Below are 16,120 nucleotides of genomic sequence, written 5' to 3'. Positions count from 1 at the left end.
CCCGGCAACGTCGAGCTTACCGCCGCTTCGCGCGCCGCGCGGGCGGCGGCGCAGGGGCCGGGGAGCGCGGCTTGGCATACTCCGCCCACAGCGCCGGCAGGGTCTTGCCAGTGTGCTTCTGCCATAGCGCCGGCGCATAGCGCCCGTCGCGCAGATCCTTGTCCAGTGCCAGCACCAGTCCCGGGTGCGCCGCTTCGGCCCACTTCAGGAAGGCACCAGTTACCCGATAGCCGCTTTCCACCGTCTGGCCCTGGCTCAGCTTGTCCGGCAACGCCCAGCCGGCAGCGGCGTTGTTCATGCCGTAGCGATCGCGGGCGTAGTCGGCAATGCCCTCCACCAGCCAGCCCGGCACGCGCTTGTCGCCATAGCTGGGGTAGCCCTGCACGATGTGCATCGCTTCGTGGGTGACCAGATCGATGTCATCCGGGTGCTGGACCAGCCAGCCCGGATTGATCGTGATCGTGCTGGCCTTGTCCTTGTCGCCGACGAAGGCGACGCCGTTGTACGCCGGATCGATCACGATGCGCACCTCGTTCGGCGCGGCCGGGCGGAAGTCCGCACGCTCGCGCAGGTAAGCGAAGTAGAACGTATCGATGATGCGCYTGCGCACCGGTGCGGCCAGCGCGCCGGTGGCATCCTGGTAGTACAGGGTCACCCCGTCACGGCTGACCTGCCCATCGAAGGCCTGGGTCTGCGGTTGTGCGTGGCTGAGGCTGGGAAATACAAGGGCGGCAAGAGCGAGGGGGAGCAAACGTAGGCGCATGGACGTCATTGTAGGGGGGAGGGCGCCAACAGTTCGATCTCGGCCAGCTGCAGGCGCCCCGGCGCAGCCAGGCGCAGACGGTACTCGGCGTAGCGTGAGGGCGAGGCGATACGGAACGGGCGGGTCTGCCGCGCCGAGGTGAAATCTTCGCCGCGTCGCTGGTCCAGCGTTACCCAGCGCCCGTTGCCGGCACGCGCTTCCAGTGTCCACTCACCGCCACGGATTGTGCCGTCACCGCTGGTCAGCGTGTACATCGTCGGTACGCCATCGCCCACGTGGCTCAGTGCGATGGTCACGCCGCCGCCCAGCGGCACGGCCGTGTTGGCATCGTCGTCGATCAGCGCGGGCAGGGCACGGCCATCAGCCAGTGCCGCCTGCGCGCCATTGCCGAGCAGATCGTGCAGCAACTGCGGGCGCTGGCCGCGCGCGGTCAGCGAGCGCGGAACATCATCGACGCCGCTGCCCCAGCGTGACGGCTGCGGGCCCATCACGAAGTCCAGGGTTGCACCCCTGGCGATCACTTCGTGCGGCACCCAGGTCTTGGTCCACGGCTTGCCGTTGATCTTCAGCGACTGCACGTAAACGTTCTCCGGCGAATTCTGCGGTGCATTGACGGTCAACGCCGCGCCGCCCTGCAGCTCGACGCGCGCATGCTGGAACGCCGGCGAACCAATCACGTACTCCGGTGCACCCATGCGCAGCGGATACAGGCCCAGCGAGGCCATCACGTACCACGCCGAGGTCTCGCCGTTGTCCTCGTCGCCCGGGTAGCCCTGGCCGATCTCGCTGCCGACATACAGCCGCGACAGGATCTCGCGCACATGCTGCTGGGTCTTCCACGGCTGCCCGGCATACAGGTACATCCACGGGATGTGGTGTGCCGGCTGGTTGCTGTGCGCGTACATGCCCATGCGCACGTCGCGCGCTTCGGTCATCTCATGGATGGTGCCGCCGTAGGAGCCGGCGAATGCGGCGTCGGCGGTTTCCGGGGTGGCGAAGAAGGTATCGAGCTTGGCGGCCAGCTTGTCGCGGCCACCGTACAGCGCGGCCAGGCCTTCGCCATCCTGGGCGGCGGTGAAGGCGAACGTCCAGCCATTGGATTCGGTGTAGTCGTGGCCCCACACGCGCGGGTCGTAGTCCTTGGCCTGCAGGCGCCAGCTGCCATCGGGCCTGCGTCCCTGGAAGAAGCCGGCGGCCGGATCGAACAACGTCGCGTAGCTGCCGGCGCGGTGACGGAAGTAGTCGGCCTCGGTGGCGTAGCGTTCGCGTGCGGACGGTGTCGTCGCGCGCTTGGCCAGGGCATCGGCCATGTTGGCGATGCCGAAATCATTGAGCGCACCTTCCATCGTCCACGACATGCCTTCATGCACGTCGGCGCTGGCATAGCCGCGGAACGTCGAGCGATCCATGCCCTTGCGGCCGACGTGGCGGTCCGGTGGCACCACGGTGGCGTTCTTCAGCGCTGCGGCGTAGGCCTCTTCCGGATCGAAGCCACCGATGCCCTTCAGCCACGCATCGGCGAAGGCGACGTCCGAGCTGGTGCCGACCATCAGGTCCGCGTAGCCCGGCGAGGACCAGCGCGCGACCCAGCCACCGGCGCGGTACTGCTCGATGAAACCCTGTACCAGCTGCCCGGCATCATCCGGGTTGAACAGCGCATACGCCGGCCAGGTGGTGCGGAACGTGTCCCAGAAGCCGTTGTTGACGAAGACCTTGCCGTCGCGCACCGGTGCGAAGCTGCGCGTCGCGCTGCCGTCGGTGTTGTCATCGGCGGCGCTGGCCTGGCTGGCATAGCGCCACTCGGGCGCGGCGGCGGTGCCCGCATTCTCGTGGCCGGAATTGGGGTACAGGTACAGCCGGTACAGGCTGGAGTACAGCGTGGTCTTCTGGTCGTCACTGGCATTGCCGATGTCGAAGCGGGCCAGGCGCGCATCCCACGCATCCTGTGCACGTCCGGCCACGCTTTCCAGCGTATCGGCGGCGGCGATTTCCAGTGCCAGGTTGTGCCGCGCCTGCTCGACAGAGATCAACGAGGTGGCGATGCGCATCGTCACCCGGCGCTCGCTGCCTGGGTCGAACTTGATGTAGCCGGTCGGGCGGCCGGTGCCGATCTGGCCGCTGCTGCGCCACGGCCTGTCGAAGCTGGCGACCACGTACATGCGGGTAGCGCCGTTGGACAGGCCGCTGCGGGTATCGGTGTAGCCGGTCAACGTCTGCGTGGCGGCATCGAGGGTGAGTCCGCCGCGGGCATCGACGTTGTCGAACAGCAGGTTGGCGTCGCCACCTTCGGGAAACTCGAAGCGGAACAGCGCGGCATGGTCGGTGGGGGCGATGGACGCGGCGATGCCGTTGTCGAAGCGCACGTCGTAGCGGTACGGGCGCGCGTTTTCCTGCGTGCGGTCGAAGGACAACGCCCGCTTGCTGCGGTCCGCTTCGGGCACACCGCGCGTGGCGGAGGGGATCACCTGGAAGGTCTGGCGGTCGCCCATCCACGGGCTGGGCTGGTGGCTCAGCGCCAACGCCTGCAGCTGCGGCCGGTTCTTCGCATCGTTCTGCTCGTTCCAGCGGTACAGCCAGTTCAGTGCGCCGGCATCGGTCACCGGCGTCCAGAAGTTGAAACCGTGCGGTACCGCAGTGGCCGGGAAGTTGTTGCCGCGCGAGAAGGTGCCGTTGGCCTGGGTTCCGCGCGTGGTCAGAACCCAGTCAGAGACGCGCTGCGGCGCCTGCCGTGGCTGCGCGTCCAGGCGCACGTCGTCGATCCAGCCCGACACAGGCGCGCCATTGGCGCTGGCCACCTCGAGCTCGATGGCCAGCACGCGGCGGCCCTTCAGCGCCGGCATGTCGCCCAGCCTGACCGCCTTGCGCGCCCACTGCTGCGGGTACAGCGTCTTCGAATCGCCCTGCGCCTGTGCGCCCAGCGCTACGCCGTGCTGGTCGCGCGCGCCGCTGGCGGAGACGCGGCTGCCATCGTCCAGCAGCAGGTCCAGCGAGACATAGGTGGAGGCCACGGTGTCCTTGCCGACGATCTCCGGCAGTACCAGCCAGGACAGCGTGGTGTCGGTGTCGATGGGCAGATCGGTCTTGAACAGTTCGCGGCGCGCCTGGCCGCCACTGGCGCTGTAATGCAACGCATGCAGGCCGCTGTAGCCGACGTTGCGCTTGGCCGCGTACGGCGCGGCAGGACCACTGCCGACCTCGACGGACAGCGCGTCAGCGGACCTGGCCGGTGCCGGTTCGCCCGGCTCGAAGGAGGTCTGCAGCCCTTGCGCCAGCACCGGCGTCGCAGTGGTCGCACAGGCCAGGGCCAGGGCGAGCGGAAGCAGGGCGCGGCGCGGATCGGACAGGGTCATGCAGGGTCTCCCGGTAGGGCAGGCGGCAGGCAGAACCCGCATCGGCGAACACCACGGACAGCATCGCCCCGTCCGCCGCAGGGCAGTCGGGGGGCGATGCAGGTCCGGTGGGGGGCGGGCCATGCGATCGGGTCAGGAATGGATCGCTGCCGATGCTGCAACAGCCGGCAGCGCCCTGACAAGTGCCATTTAGTTCGATCCAAATGCGGGAAATTCGAACGACGACCGATTCCGCGCGGAACTGACTGGTCTGCCTGGGATTTCCCGCCGATGGGGGCAGGGCGACGGCGGCGCGGGAGGTGCAGGACGGTCGCACGCGGCTGCACCGGCGAAGGCTGCAAGCGGGCCGCCGCGCGCAGCGGCCACGCAGCGCACGGTGTTTGCCGGGCCCAGATGCTAGAATCGCAGGCCTCGCAATCCGTTCATCGACATCCGCCATGAGCCATACCGCCACCGCGCCCGCCAACGCCGAAAAGCGCTACACCGTGCACCGCAGCGATCTGCCGCTGAGCTGCCCGACCCCGGAAATGGCGCTGTGGAACTCGCATCCGCGGGTGTACCTGCCGATCGAAGACGAACCCAACGGGCAAGCGCAGTGTGCTTACTGCGGTGCCGTGTTCGTACTGGCCGACTAAACGGCTGCCCCCTCGATGCGCCGATTGACCGTGGTGCAGTTGCTGCCGGCGCTGCACTCCGGCGGTGTCGAGCGCTCGACCCTTGAAATCGCCGCGGCCCTGGTMGCTGCCGGCCATCGCGCGCTGGTGGTGTCCGCTGGTGGTCGCCTGGTGCAGCCGCTGCTCGACAGCGGTGCCGAGCACCTGACCCTGGATATCGGCCGCAAGTCGCTGCTGACGCTGCGCCATCTGCCTACCCTGCGTCGCCTGTTCACCGAAGTGGGCGCCGACATCGTCCACGCCCGTTCGCGCCTGCCGGCGTGGCTGGGGCTGTACGCGATCCGTGCGATGCAGCCGGCACAGCGGCCGCATTGGGTGACTACCGTGCATGGGCTGAATTCGCCCAGCCGCTACAGCGCGGTGATGACCAGCGGCGAACGCGTGATCTGTGTCTCCAACAGCGTGCGCGACTACGTACACACGCACTACCCGACGGTGCCGCACGACAGGCTGCAGGTGATCCCGCGCGGGGTGGATGTCAGCCAGTTCCCGCGCGTGGCACGCGCTGATCGGCGTCCCCGGCTGGCGCTGGCGGCGGACTACCCGTGGCTGGCCCAGGTCGATGGACCGCTGTTGCTGTTGCCGGGGCGCGGCACCCGGTTGAAAGGCCACGCCCACGCGTTGCAGCTGCTTGCCGATGTCCGCAAAGCCGGGGTGCCGGCGCAGCTGTGGATGCTGGGCACCGACGAGCCTGGCCGGGAAGCCTATGTGGCAGAGCTGCGCAAGCAGGCGGCCGCACTGGGCGTGACCGGGGCGGTGCACGTCAGCACGCCGACTGCGCGCATCGCCCAGGCGTACGCCGCCAGCGATCTGGTGCTGCAGCTGTCGGACAAACCGGAAGCCTTTGGTCGCACCGTGGTCGAAGCGTTGTCGGTCGGCCGTCCGGTGCTGGGTTGGAACCATGGTGGGGTCGGCGAACTGCTGCAGCAGCTGCAGCCCAGTGGCGCCGTGCCGCTGGGCAATGCGCAGCTGTTGGGTGAACGTGCGCTGGCCCTGCTGGCACAGCCGCCATCGCTGCCGGGCCGTATCCCGTTTACCCTGCAGGCCATGCAGCGCGATACCCTCCGCCTTTATGCCGACCTCGCTGGCTGACGCCACGCAGCCCCTGCGCGATGAGCGCGCCGGACGCTGGGCGCCCTGGTGGGTGCTGGCCTACGTTGCGTTGTGGCCGCTGCCAGGCATCGCCGAAACGGTGCTGGGCCTGGGAGCGTTGTACGCCGCGGCACGCATGGTCATCCGCCGGGTGCAGCATCGACCGCATCTGCTGAGCCCGGCAGCGTGGGCGCTGACATCGATCCTTTTCCTTGGTTATTGGTTGCCGCAGGCGTTCTCGGCGTTCGATGCCGTGGACCCGGCGGCGTCGTGGACCAAGGCGGCGGCGGGGCTGCGCTATCTGCCTTTCATGTGGCTGGTGGCAATCGCCGTGGCCACGCCGCAGCGGCGGCGCTTGACCCTGGGTGGGTTGGCGGTGATCACCGGCCTGTGGACGCTCGACGCGCTGGTGCAGGCACTGGCAGGCACCAGCCCCTGGTTCTGGTCGCTGCAGCAGATCAAGCTGGCCATCAGCGGCCACGCATTGTGCCCGGCTGAAGAAGCCGCGTTGGCTGATCGTCTCAGCGGAGCGCTGGGACCGTGCAACCTGAAGTTCGGCCAGGTGCTGGCCAGTCTTTCGCCGTTCCTGTTGTTGCCAGTGGCGCGCCGTTTCGGCAATGCGGGCTGGCTGCTGGCCGTCGCTGCGGTGGGCGTGGTGCTGCTGCTGGCCGGCTCGCGAGCGTCATGGATCACCTTCGGCCTGGTGGTTGTCTACAGCGGCGTGCGCCAACTGGGATGGAAGCGGCTGGGCCTGCTGGCGCTGGTGGGTGTTCTCTCGGCGGGCGTACTGACCGCCAGCGTGCCGCAGTTGCGAGAGCGTGTGGCGCGCACGGCAATGGCCTGGGAAGGTGGCGATGACGGGGTCGAACAGGCGCTGTCCGGCCGTACCCGCATCTGGAGTGCGGCGGCCTGCATGATCGAATCGCATCCGATCAATGGTGTCGGCGCTCGTGGCTTCCGCGATGCCTATCCCCATTGCGTTGCGGATGAAGGGCCGGCGGTGTGGGGCACGATGCCGGCGCTGCACGCCCACCAGATCGTGCTGGAGATTCTTGCCGAGACCGGCGTGCTGGGTCTGTTGCTGTGGCTGGCGGCGGTGGCACAGGCATGGCGGGCATGGCGTTTCGCCCCGGCCCCGGCGCGCGAACGTGCACGCCCGGCGATGCTGGCATTGGCGGTCACCGTGTTCCCGCTCAATACGCACCTGGCGTTCTATTCCGCGTTCTGGGGCGGCTTGACCGTCCTGCTCGCCGCGCTGTTCGTCGGCACGTTGCTGGCGCGTGAACCGGATGATCAGCCGGGCGCCGGGTAATCTCCGCATCCACGCATGGCGTGGATCTACTGGATTGCTCGGGGTGGTTGGGCGTATCCACGCATGGCGTGGATCTACTTGCGTGTGCGGGTTGGGGCCTATCCACGCATGGCGTGGATCTACTGGATTGTGTGGGGTGGCTGGTCGTATCCACGCATGGCGTGGATCTACAGGGACGTGTCTGGCGGGGGAGCAGTAGATCCACGCCATGCGTGGATGGGCATTCTCGTGAACATTGGCCGGTGTCGCGGCTTTTCCCGACTGGCCGCAGGGTGGTCCGCCAATGCCGGGATGACCGGGCAAGCCGCAGTCTATCCCCATGGCAAGCCCCAGACTTCGCTACGGTCGCTACTCCCGCACAGGGAATGTCTATTCCCTGACCACGACAACACACGGCCGGGAGCCATTCTTCTCCGACGCAGGCAATGTCGCTGTGCTGGTGGACGCGCTGCGCTTCGTCGAACGCAGCGGCATCAGCCACAGCCTCGCCTGGGTGGTGATGCCCGACCACCTGCACTGGTTGATGGAGCTGCAGAAGGGAACGCTGGCCCAGTGCATGGCGTTGCTGAAATCACGCAGCAGCCGGCAGCTGAACCGGATATCGGGACGAAAAGGGCCGCTCTGGCAGCACGGCTATCAGGACCATGCGGTGCGTACCGATGAATCCCTTCATGACAAGGCGATGTACATCCTGGGCAATCCGGTGCGGGCCGGATTGGCTGGTGGGGTGGGGGACTACCCTCACGCCTGGTGTCGTTGGCCGTTGTAGATTCCGGCATCGGAAGAGAGAACATCCACGCATGGCGTGGATCTACTGATCGGCGGCTGGCTGCCGATCGGCATTCCCAGTAGATCCACGCCATGCGTGGATGAAACCAGCCGCCGAGTAGATCCACGCCATGCGTGGATGGGACGTTCCTTCCCTACCACCCGTCACTTGTAGAAATCGCTCCGCCCACCGGGCTGGCGTTTGAAACGGCGATGGATCCACAGGTACTGGTCCGGTGCCTCGCGCACCATCTCTTCGATGGCCTGGTTGACCCGCGCGGTATCGGCCTCGACGTCTTCGCTGGGGAAATTCTCCAGCGGCGCACCAATCTTCAGGAAGTATTTCCCGCCTTCGCGGCGATGGAAGTAGGGGATGACCGCACAACCGGTCATCCGCGCCAGCTGGTGGGTTGCGGTGATGGTTGATGCGGTGTGGCCGAAGAACGGCACGAACACGGTGTCCTTGCCGCGCATGTCCTGGTCGGGCGCGTACCAGAGGAAGCCGCCCTTCTTCAGGTGGCGCACCGTCGCGCGGATGTCCTCGTTGGCGTACATCGCCTTGGCGTAGCGCAGGCGGCCGAACTTCACCGCCCACTCGTACACCGGGTTCTTGTGCTTGCGGTACATGCCCGACAGGTCGACGTGGTCGCACAGCAGGCGGCCGCACATCTCCAGGGTCATGAAGTGGCCCGAAACCAGCAGCACGCCGCGGCCTTCGGCCTGCATCTGCTTGAGGTGTTCCAGCCCTTCGATGTGGACCTGCGGGCGGATGCTGTCGATGCTGCCCCACCAGGAGCGCGCGCATTCGAAGATGCCGACGCCCAGCGCATCGAAGCTGTCGCGCACCAGGCGCTTGCGCCAGGCCTCGTCCTTCTCGGGGAAGCACAGCTTGAGGTTGACCTCGGCGGCATGGCGGCGGCTGCCGGCCAGGCGCCAGGCGATCGAGCCGACCCCGCGGCCGAGCGCGCGCTGCAGCATCCACGGCAGCCGGGCGATCCCGAAGGCAGTGAACATGACGGCAAACATCGGCCAGTTGCGTGGATCACGCAGCGACGGACGGACGGCGGTGGTGGCATCGGACATGCCGCCATTCTACCAACCCGGCCGCGTGTCTTTCCCGGGGGGCTCCCGTATCCTTGCCGCATGCGTAAAGACCCTGTCGAATGGATCCTGCGTGGCCTGTACTCGGCCGTGCTGTACCTCCTGCTGCCGATCACCGTGTACCACCTGGTCTGGCGCGGCTTCCGGGTCCGTGAATACTTCCGGCGCTGGGATGAACGGTATGCGTCCTATCCGCAGCCGAGCGGCCAGCCGCGGGTCTGGCTGCATGCGGTCTCGGTGGGCGAGGTCAACGCCGCTGCGCCGCTGGTCAATGCGCTGCGCGAGCAGCGGCCGGATATCCGCTGGGTCATCACCACCATCACCCCGACCGGCTCGGAACGGGTGCGCGCGCTGTGGGGCGATGCGCTGGACCACGTGTACCTGCCGTACGACGTGCCGGGCAGCGTCAACCGTTTCCTGGGGCACTTCCAGCCCAGCCTGGCGCTGATCCTGGAAACCGAGCTGTGGCCGAACATGCTGTTCGGTTGCCGCGACCGTCGCATTCCGGTCTACATCCTCAATGCGCGCCTGTCGGCCCGATCGCTGCGCGGCTACCGCGTGCTGGCGGCGTTGATCCGGCGTGCGCTGCGCACGGTCACCTGCGTGGCCGCACAGTCGCAGGATGACGCTGCGCGGTTCGTGCAGTTGGGCGCGGCGCCGGAACAGGTGCAGGCACTGGGCAACCTGAAGTTCGACATCGCCACGCCGGACGTGCAGCCCTTCATCGAACAGTTCCATGCCCATGTGCCTGCCACGCGCCCGGTGTGGATCGCGGCCAGCACACATGACGGCGAAGAGCAGGCAGTGATCGACCTGCACCGCCGCCTGCGCCAGCAGCATCCGGACCTGCTGCTGCTGTGGGCGCCGCGGCACCCGGAGCGCTTCCCCAAGGTGGAGGCGCTGGCCCGCGAGCAGGGCTGGAGCGTGGCGACGCGGCGCGCGCAGCAGTGGCCAGCGGCAGGCAGCGATGTATTCGTCATCGACACGCTGGGCGAACTGATGCCGTTCTATGGCTGCGCCCAGGTCGCTTTCGTCGGGGGCAGCCTGCAGGCCATCGGCGGCCACAACCTGCTGGAGCCTGCGGCAATGGGCACCGCAGCGGTGACTGGCCCGCACCTGCACAACTTCGCCGAGATCTCGCGGCGCATGCGTGAGGCCGGCGCACTGCTGATCGGTGAGGACGTGCAGGCGGTGGGTGATCTGCTGCTGCACCTGCTCGACGACGCGCAGGCGCGTGAGGACATGGCCCGCGCGGGTTGCACGCTGGTCAGCAATGGTCGCGGCGCGCTGCAACGGACGCTGCAGCTGGTGGCTCCGCATTTGCCGCCTCCGCTGGCCTGAGCCCGCGTGTTGCCGCCAGGCGTCTTCCCAGGTGGCTCTGTCGTGATCGCCTGCATTAAGTCTGCTTGACGGTGTTGAATCTGTCGTAGCCGGACCGCTTGTGCCGTCGGCTGCGTGCAGGCTGTCACATCATGGTGCCTACGGCGCCGATTCCGATTCCGCTTTTCCCCATCAGGCTGCCAGCCTGCTGTCGACCACGCTTGGACGACATCAAGGGAGCTTTGAATGATTGCCGACAACGGAGGCGCGCTGCGGGGCAGTGCGAAGACCGGAGGGCTGGGCACCGACCATCTGCTGGTGGTGGCGCTGACCCTGCTGATGGGCGGCAGCGTTGTCGCGCTGGTCGGCCAGCACACGGCGGCACAGGCCGGGCCCGCCATCGTCCTCAGCCTGTTGCTGGCGGCGTTGGGCACGCTGCCGATGCTGTATTGCCTGCGTGTGGCGATGCGGCGCGTGCCGAATCCTTCCGGTCTGCACGGTCTGCTCCGTGCCGCGTGGGGCAAGCCGCTTGCGGATGTACTGGTGATCGCCCTGCTGCTGGAACTGACGGCGACCACCGCAGGCCTGGCGCAATCGATGGCACGCCATCTGTACGCAGCCGCGGAGGTCATCGATGCCGTGCCCGCACAGTGGATGCCGTTGCCGATGGCGGCGTCGATCATGCTGTTGCTGCTGGGGGCGGCCACCGCTTTGCTGCGGATCCCGCGCGCGCTGTTGCTGGCCTGTGCATTGCTGACGGTGAAGCTGGGCGTTGGCTTGCTGCTGTTGTTGCTGGCGGCTCGCCATGTGCACTACGCCCATTGGATTCCGTGGCTGCCCTCGGCCATCGCGCCCTATCGCTTTGGGTTGGGCGGCGTGCTTGCAGCGAGCGTGGCATTGCTCGGTGTGCTGCTCGGTGCAGGCCTGCTGGCGGGATTCTGCGGCACGGTCCCGCGCGCTCGTTCGCAGATTTCCAGAGCTGCCGGCGCAGCGGTGCTGTTGGCGATGGTGTGGCTGATGGTACTGGCTGCGTTGCAGTCGGGCCTGGTCGAGTTTGCCGCGCTGGCCAGCACGCGACCGCTGTCGGTGGCATTGCAGGGTGTGCCGCAGCTGCAATGGTTGCTGCCACTGTTGCCGTTGGCGGGCGGCGCGGGGCTGGCGGCCCTGCAGATCGTGTTGCTGTTGCTGGCCGCGCGGTTGGGGTTGGAGGTCTGCCCGTCGGCGTGCGGCAATGCGGGCGCCAACGCACGCTTGTTGCTGACGCTTGCACTGACCGTGCTGGGCGCGGTATTGGCGTTGTTGCTGCCGAGAGCTGGCTTCCACAGCTGCCGGGGCCTGCAGGCCTGCTGGTACTGGCCGCCATGTGCGCCGGCGTTGCCCGCAGCCAATGCCAGGCAAGGGCGGCGACCGACGAGCGCAGGCTCCTCCCGATGGTGCTCGCACCTGTGGCGACCGCACTGTGCTTGTTGCCGGCCGTCATGGCCCGCACTTTCGTACCGGTGCTGATGGTCCTGCTTGTGTTGCTGGGCGGCAGGCTCGTCCACCGATATGTCTGGTGTTCCAGGTAGACCTGCCGGCGTGGCGAGCCAAAAAAAAGCCACCCGCGAGGGTGGCTTTTCGATCAGACCGGTGGCGCCGACTCAGTTCGTGGTCGTGGACGGGTTGCCCGCGTCCTGGGTCAGCAGGCGGTTGATGTCCTGCAGCTCGGCGACATCCAGGCCACCCACGGCCTGGCTCAGCAGCAGGCGGTTCTGCAGGAAGTTGTAGCGGGCCTGCGCGTAATCCAGCTGTGCGGAGAACAGGATGCGCTGGTTCTGGATCACGTCCAGCACCGTGCGGGTACCCACTTCCAGGCCGACCTGCGAGGCATCGTAGGCGCTCTGTGCGGAAACCACGGCCAGGCGGCGGGCTTCCACTTCGCTGATGCCCTGCACCAGGGTCTGGTAGGCGTTGCGGGTATTGCGGTCCAGGGCACGCTTCTGCTGCTCGAAACCATCCTGGGCGATGTCACGCTGGGCCAGCGCCTGGCGCACGCCGGACTGGGTGGCGCCGCCAGAGAAGATCGGCACGCTCAGGGTCAGGCCGATGCTGTTGGTGCGTGCATCGGGTGAGAGCGAACCGGCACCGACGCTGTCGCCCCAGGTCGCGCTCTTGCCCCAGCTGCCGCCCAGCGACAGGGTCGGGTAGTGGCCACCACGGGCGGCCTGCACGCCGGCTTCGGCGGCACCGACCTTCAGCTCCTGCGCCTTCAGCGCCGGATTCTGCGTGGTCGCCTGCTGAACCAGCTGGTCCAGATTGCCGCGGTTGGCCGGCACTTCCGGACGGAAATCGGCCGGCAGGCCCTTCAGGTTCATCACCGGCTGGCCGGTCAGTTCGGTCAGGGCTTGGTAGTTGTCGGCCAGCGTGTTCTGCGCAACGATCGCGTTGGCGCGCGCCTGGTCGTACTGGGCGCGTGCTTCGTGCACGTCGGTGATCGGCGCCAGGCCCACTTCCAGGCGCTTGTCGGCGAAGTCGAACTGCTTCTTCGCGGCCGCTTCGTTGGTCTGTGCTGCGTTCAGCGATTCGATCGCCACCAGCACGTTGAAGTAGGCCGCCGAGGTGCGCACGATCAGGTTGTCGTTGGCCGAGTCGAGGGTGAAATCAGCCGCCTTGCTCAGCTCGCGCTGCGAACGCAGGTTGTTGATCTGCGTCCAATTGAACAGCGTCTGGGTGCCATCGACCGTATAGTTGCGACTTTTGCTGGTGAACGAGCCGGAGTTGGCGTCGGCATTCGGCTCGCTGCGCGAACGGTTCAACTGGGCCCGGCCATTGATCTGCGGCAGCAGGGCAGCACGCGCCTGCACGGCGCCTTCCTTGTCGTACAGCCGGGTGGATTCGGCGGCGGACAGCTGCGGGTCACCATTGCGCGCCATTTCATAGACCTGCAGCAGGTCGGCGGCATGGGCGGACAACGGCAGCAGAGCAGTGGCCAGCGCAACAGCGAGGGATCGGCGGATCATTGCGGCTTCCTTGGACTCAGAGGTGGAACTGGGGGGCCGGGGCGGCACCACGCAGGTAATCGATATCGGTCTCGAACAGCGACTCGGTGCTGCCATCGGCCTTCACCAGCAGTGCTTCCATCGCCGGCGAACGGCCCTGGATGACATACAGGCGACCACCCGGACGCAACCACGAAGCAAACTGTGACGGCACCACGTCGACGGCGCCAGTGACACAGATCACGTCGAAGCGGCGTTCGGTCTGCCAGGCCAGGCCATCGGCCACTTCCACGCGCACGTTGGTGCCCAGGCCGGTGGCATCCAGGCGGGCGCGCGCAGCGGCGGCCAGTTCCGGATCGATTTCCAGGCTCAGCACGTCGCGCGCCAGCGCGCCGATGCAGGCCGACAGGAAGCCGCTGCCGGTGCCGATTTCCAGCACTTCGTCACCCGGCTGCAGATCCAGTGCCTGCAGGGTACGGCCCTCGATGACCGGCTTCATCATCTTCTGGCCGTTGCCGATCGGCAGTTCGACATCGGCATAGGCCAGCGCCCGGTGCGCGTCGGCGACAAAGGCCTCGCGCGGCAGGCGGGCCAGGACGTCGAGCACCTTGATGTCCAGCACGTCCCAGGGACGGATCTGCTGTTCCACCATCAGTTCGCGGGCGTGGGCGTAATCAATCGTCATGAGGTTCAAATCCAGCGCAGTGGGCCGGCCATTTTACCGGTGCCGGAGGCCGGCGGCGCGCCCAGAGCATCAGCTGCGGGGTGGCCGGGGTCGCAGTGCCGGAAGTCATCGCGACCTCCGGTTCGTTCAGTTTTGGTTATCCAGCGTTCCCAGCCCCCCGCGGCGCGTAGGCGCGCAGGAAGAAATCCACACTGGCGGCCACATGGATCGCAGCATCGGTCTCGACGGGTGACAGTGGCATGCCGCACATCATATGCATGTGCACTTCGCCCTTCACCAGGGTCAGGAACTGCTGGCCGGCGATGTAGCAGTCGGGGATGTCCAGTTCGCCGCGCTCGGCACGCATGCGCATGAAGTCGGCCAGCGCCTCGCAGGTGCGTTGGGGCCCCGCCTGCCAGAACAGTTCGCGCAGGCGTTCGTCGGTCTCCGGGGCCATCATCACCCGTTGGATCGACAGGGCCGCGTCGGAGGTGATCATCTCGAAGAACGCCATGCCGATGCCCAGCAACTGGTCGCGCAGGGGGCCTTCCACGTCGGCCACGAACAGCGCGTCGGGCAGCATCTCGATGCACTTGGACTGCACAGCTTCGGAGAACAGGGTCTCTTTGTCGCCGAAATGGCTGTATACGGTCAGCTTCGAGACGCCGGCCTGGGCCGCGATGCTGTCCATGCTCACGCCGCTGTAGCCCTGTTCGATGAACAGTGTCTTGGCTGCCTCGAGTATCGCCGCGCGCTTGCCCAGATCCTTGGGGCGCCCGGGACCGGCAGCCTTGGCAGCGGGCTTGGCCGACGGCTTTCGGGAAGTGGGAGAACTCATCCCGCTAATACTAGACCAAGCGGTTCGATATTTATACTATACCGGCTGGTTCACTAATGTCCGCGTTGCAACAGTATGTTGCCGGCGCGTTCCCCCCGGATTTCTTTTCAGGTCCTGTACCTCATGAAAAACATGCGTTGGTTGGGCGTAGGCGTACTGGTCGTGGTGTTGGCAGCGTGCGGCAAGCAGGCCGTCGAGCCGGTGGCGGCCATCCCGGTGCTGGTGGTGCATCCCACCACGCAGGATGGACAAGCCGCGGCCGCCTACCCCGGCGAGGTGCGTGCCCGCCAGGAAAGCCCCCTGTCGTTCCGGGTTGGCGGCAATCTGGTCAAGCGTCACGTCGACGCAGGCGAGCGGGTGAAGAAGGGCCAGCTGCTGGCTGAGCTGGACGCGGCCGACTATGCCTCGCAGGCGGCGGCGTCGCAGGCGCAGCTGGCGGCGGCGGAAGCAGACCTGGTGCGCGCCCGCGATGACCAGAAGCGCTACGCCAAGCTGGCTGAAGACCAGCTGGTGAGCCGCTCGGCACTGGACCAGCAGACGGCGGCGTTCAAGGCCGCGCAGGGCCAGGCCAACGCCGCCCGGGCAAACCTCGCCGTGGCCCGCAACCAGGCCGAGTACGCGCAGTTGCGCGCGCCCGCCGATGGCGTGATTGCCAGCCGCCAGGCCGAAGCCGGGCAGGTCGTGAGCGCTGGGCAGACGGTGTTCACCCTGGCCGCCGATGGTGGCCGTGAGGTGCTGATCGCGCTGCCGGAAAGCAGCATCCGTGACTACAAGGTCGGCCAGTCGGTGCAGGTGGAACTGTGGAACCGCCCGGGCCAGCTGCTGCCGGGCACCCTGCGCGAGATCGCCCCGGCCGCCGATGCACAGGCGCGCACCTATGCCACGCGGGTCAGCCTGGCGCCGGAAGCACTGAGCGAAGTGGAACTGGGCCAGAGTGCGCGGGTGTTCGCCACCGCCGGGCGCAGTGGTGCGTTGCAGCTGCCGCTGGCGGCCGTGCTGCGCGGCAGTGATGGCAAGGCCAGCGTGTGGGTGGTCAATCCGTCCAATGGTGCATTGAAGGCAACGCCGGTGCAGGTGGGTGCCTACGGCGCGCAGGCCGTGCCGGTCGTGTCCGGCGTGGGCGCGTCGGACTGGGTGGTCGCTGCCGGCGGCCATCTGCTGCGCGAAGGCCAGGTGGTGACGCCGGTCGACCGCCAGAACCGCCCGGTGCTGGCACCGTCGGCTGCCAAGCCGGCGCCGGCCGCAGGCAAGGGGCACTGA

13 protein-coding genes are annotated in these 16,120 nt (G+C 67.5%); 7 read left to right on the top strand and 6 right to left on the bottom strand.

Features of this window, described 5'->3' with window-relative positions; all coding sequences use genetic code 11:
- Window positions 1-16: 16 nt before the first annotated feature.
- On the bottom strand, window positions 17-772 hold the full coding sequence (locus AB4Y98_RS11350) for a basic secretory protein-like protein (protein ID WP_442244374.1): 756 nt from the start codon (window positions 770-772) through the stop codon (window positions 17-19).
- The gene (locus tag AB4Y98_RS11345; protein ID WP_442244373.1) at window positions 769-4,113 is read right to left on the bottom strand and encodes a GH92 family glycosyl hydrolase; all 3,345 of its coding nucleotides are present in this window, start codon (window positions 4,111-4,113) and stop codon (window positions 769-771) included. Before AB4Y98_RS11345 ends, AB4Y98_RS11350 begins: the two co-directional genes overlap by 4 nt.
- Window positions 4,114-4,550: 437 nt before the next feature.
- On the opposite strand from AB4Y98_RS11345, the gene AB4Y98_RS11340 reads away from it, so the two are divergent.
- From AB4Y98_RS11340 to AB4Y98_RS11325, 4 genes are all read left to right on the top strand, one after another.
- A complete protein-coding gene (locus AB4Y98_RS11340; protein ID WP_025874129.1) occupies window positions 4,551-4,748 on the top strand; it encodes a zinc-finger domain-containing protein in 198 nt (65 codons plus the stop codon).
- Between the two features lie 15 nt (window positions 4,749-4,763).
- Window positions 4,764-5,879 carry a glycosyltransferase gene (locus AB4Y98_RS11335; RefSeq protein ID WP_442244372.1) on the top strand — a complete coding sequence of 372 codons (1,116 nt, stop codon included), beginning with the start codon at window positions 4,764-4,766 and terminating at the stop codon, window positions 5,877-5,879.
- Window positions 5,860-7,191, top strand: coding sequence for an O-antigen ligase family protein (locus AB4Y98_RS11330; RefSeq protein ID WP_312786901.1), 1,332 nt, complete (start codon window positions 5,860-5,862; stop codon window positions 7,189-7,191). Before AB4Y98_RS11335 ends, AB4Y98_RS11330 begins: the two co-directional genes overlap by 20 nt.
- A 319-nt stretch (window positions 7,192-7,510) precedes the next feature.
- Window positions 7,511-7,960, top strand: coding sequence for an REP-associated tyrosine transposase (locus AB4Y98_RS11325; RefSeq protein WP_312111507.1), 450 nt, complete (start codon window positions 7,511-7,513; stop codon window positions 7,958-7,960).
- Between the two features lie 164 nt (window positions 7,961-8,124).
- Here the strand turns inward: AB4Y98_RS11325 and AB4Y98_RS11320 are convergent, their stop codons facing one another.
- Window positions 8,125-9,042, bottom strand: coding sequence for an LpxL/LpxP family Kdo(2)-lipid IV(A) lauroyl/palmitoleoyl acyltransferase (locus AB4Y98_RS11320; RefSeq protein ID WP_229979791.1), 918 nt, complete (start codon window positions 9,040-9,042; stop codon window positions 8,125-8,127).
- A gap of 60 nt (window positions 9,043-9,102) precedes the next feature.
- Here AB4Y98_RS11320 and waaA point away from each other — a divergent pair, with 60 nt between their 5' ends.
- The gene (gene waaA / locus AB4Y98_RS11315) at window positions 9,103-10,401 is read left to right on the top strand and encodes a lipid IV(A) 3-deoxy-D-manno-octulosonic acid transferase (RefSeq protein ID WP_223496485.1); all 1,299 of its coding nucleotides are present in this window, start codon (window positions 9,103-9,105) and stop codon (window positions 10,399-10,401) included.
- 225 nt (window positions 10,402-10,626) lie between these two features.
- Window positions 10,627-11,886: an amino acid transporter gene (locus AB4Y98_RS11310; protein WP_442244371.1), complete on the top strand. Its 1,260-nt coding sequence runs from the start codon at window positions 10,627-10,629 to the stop codon at window positions 11,884-11,886.
- Between the two features lie 134 nt (window positions 11,887-12,020).
- Here the strand turns inward: AB4Y98_RS11310 and AB4Y98_RS11305 are convergent, their stop codons facing one another.
- From AB4Y98_RS11305 to AB4Y98_RS11295, 3 genes are all read right to left on the bottom strand, one after another.
- Window positions 12,021-13,379, bottom strand: coding sequence for a TolC family outer membrane protein (locus tag AB4Y98_RS11305; RefSeq protein WP_442244370.1), 1,359 nt, complete (start codon window positions 13,377-13,379; stop codon window positions 12,021-12,023).
- A 16-nt stretch (window positions 13,380-13,395) separates the two neighbouring features.
- Window positions 13,396-14,043 carry a protein-L-isoaspartate O-methyltransferase family protein gene (locus AB4Y98_RS11300; RefSeq protein WP_032975442.1) on the bottom strand — a complete coding sequence of 216 codons (648 nt, stop codon included), beginning with the start codon at window positions 14,041-14,043 and terminating at the stop codon, window positions 13,396-13,398.
- A gap of 136 nt (window positions 14,044-14,179) precedes the next feature.
- Window positions 14,180-14,860: a TetR/AcrR family transcriptional regulator gene (locus tag AB4Y98_RS11295; protein ID WP_442244369.1), complete on the bottom strand. Its 681-nt coding sequence runs from the start codon at window positions 14,858-14,860 to the stop codon at window positions 14,180-14,182.
- Between the two features lie 123 nt (window positions 14,861-14,983).
- Between AB4Y98_RS11295 and AB4Y98_RS11290 the strand changes: the two genes are divergently transcribed.
- Window positions 14,984-16,120, top strand: coding sequence for an efflux RND transporter periplasmic adaptor subunit (locus tag AB4Y98_RS11290; RefSeq protein ID WP_442244368.1), 1,137 nt, complete (start codon window positions 14,984-14,986; stop codon window positions 16,118-16,120).

The sequence above is a fragment of the Stenotrophomonas sp. 2YAF26 genome (assembly GCF_052114625.1).
Taxonomy (GTDB): Bacteria; Pseudomonadota; Gammaproteobacteria; order Xanthomonadales; family Xanthomonadaceae; genus Stenotrophomonas; species Stenotrophomonas indicatrix.
Note: the sequence above shows the minus strand (reverse complement) of the source record. Positions and strands in the feature narration are given on the sequence as shown.

Bases quoted from the DNA above. Each gene is read 5' to 3' on its own strand.
- waaA (WP_223496485.1), top strand. From the start codon at position 9,103: ATGCGTAAAGACCCTGTCGAATGGATCCTGCGTGGCCTGTACTCGGCC.
- AB4Y98_RS11330 (WP_312786901.1), top strand. From the start codon at position 5,860: ATGCCGACCTCGCTGGCTGACGCCACGCAGCCCCTGCGCGATGAGCGC.
- AB4Y98_RS11310 (WP_442244371.1), top strand. From the start codon at position 10,627: ATGATTGCCGACAACGGAGGCGCGCTGCGGGGCAGTGCGAAGACCGGA.
- AB4Y98_RS11300 (WP_032975442.1), bottom strand. From the start codon at position 14,043: ATGACGATTGATTACGCCCACGCCCGCGAACTGATGGTGGAACAGCAG.
- AB4Y98_RS11325 (WP_312111507.1), top strand. From the start codon at position 7,511: ATGGCAAGCCCCAGACTTCGCTACGGTCGCTACTCCCGCACAGGGAAT.
- AB4Y98_RS11320 (WP_229979791.1), bottom strand. From the start codon at position 9,042: ATGTCCGATGCCACCACCGCCGTCCGTCCGTCGCTGCGTGATCCACGC.
- AB4Y98_RS11295 (WP_442244369.1), bottom strand. From the start codon at position 14,860: ATGAGTTCTCCCACTTCCCGAAAGCCGTCGGCCAAGCCCGCTGCCAAG.
- AB4Y98_RS11340 (WP_025874129.1), top strand. From the start codon at position 4,551: ATGAGCCATACCGCCACCGCGCCCGCCAACGCCGAAAAGCGCTACACC.
- AB4Y98_RS11345 (WP_442244373.1), bottom strand. From the start codon at position 4,113: ATGACCCTGTCCGATCCGCGCCGCGCCCTGCTTCCGCTCGCCCTGGCC.
- AB4Y98_RS11305 (WP_442244370.1), bottom strand. From the start codon at position 13,379: ATGATCCGCCGATCCCTCGCTGTTGCGCTGGCCACTGCTCTGCTGCCG.
- AB4Y98_RS11290 (WP_442244368.1), top strand. From the start codon at position 14,984: ATGAAAAACATGCGTTGGTTGGGCGTAGGCGTACTGGTCGTGGTGTTG.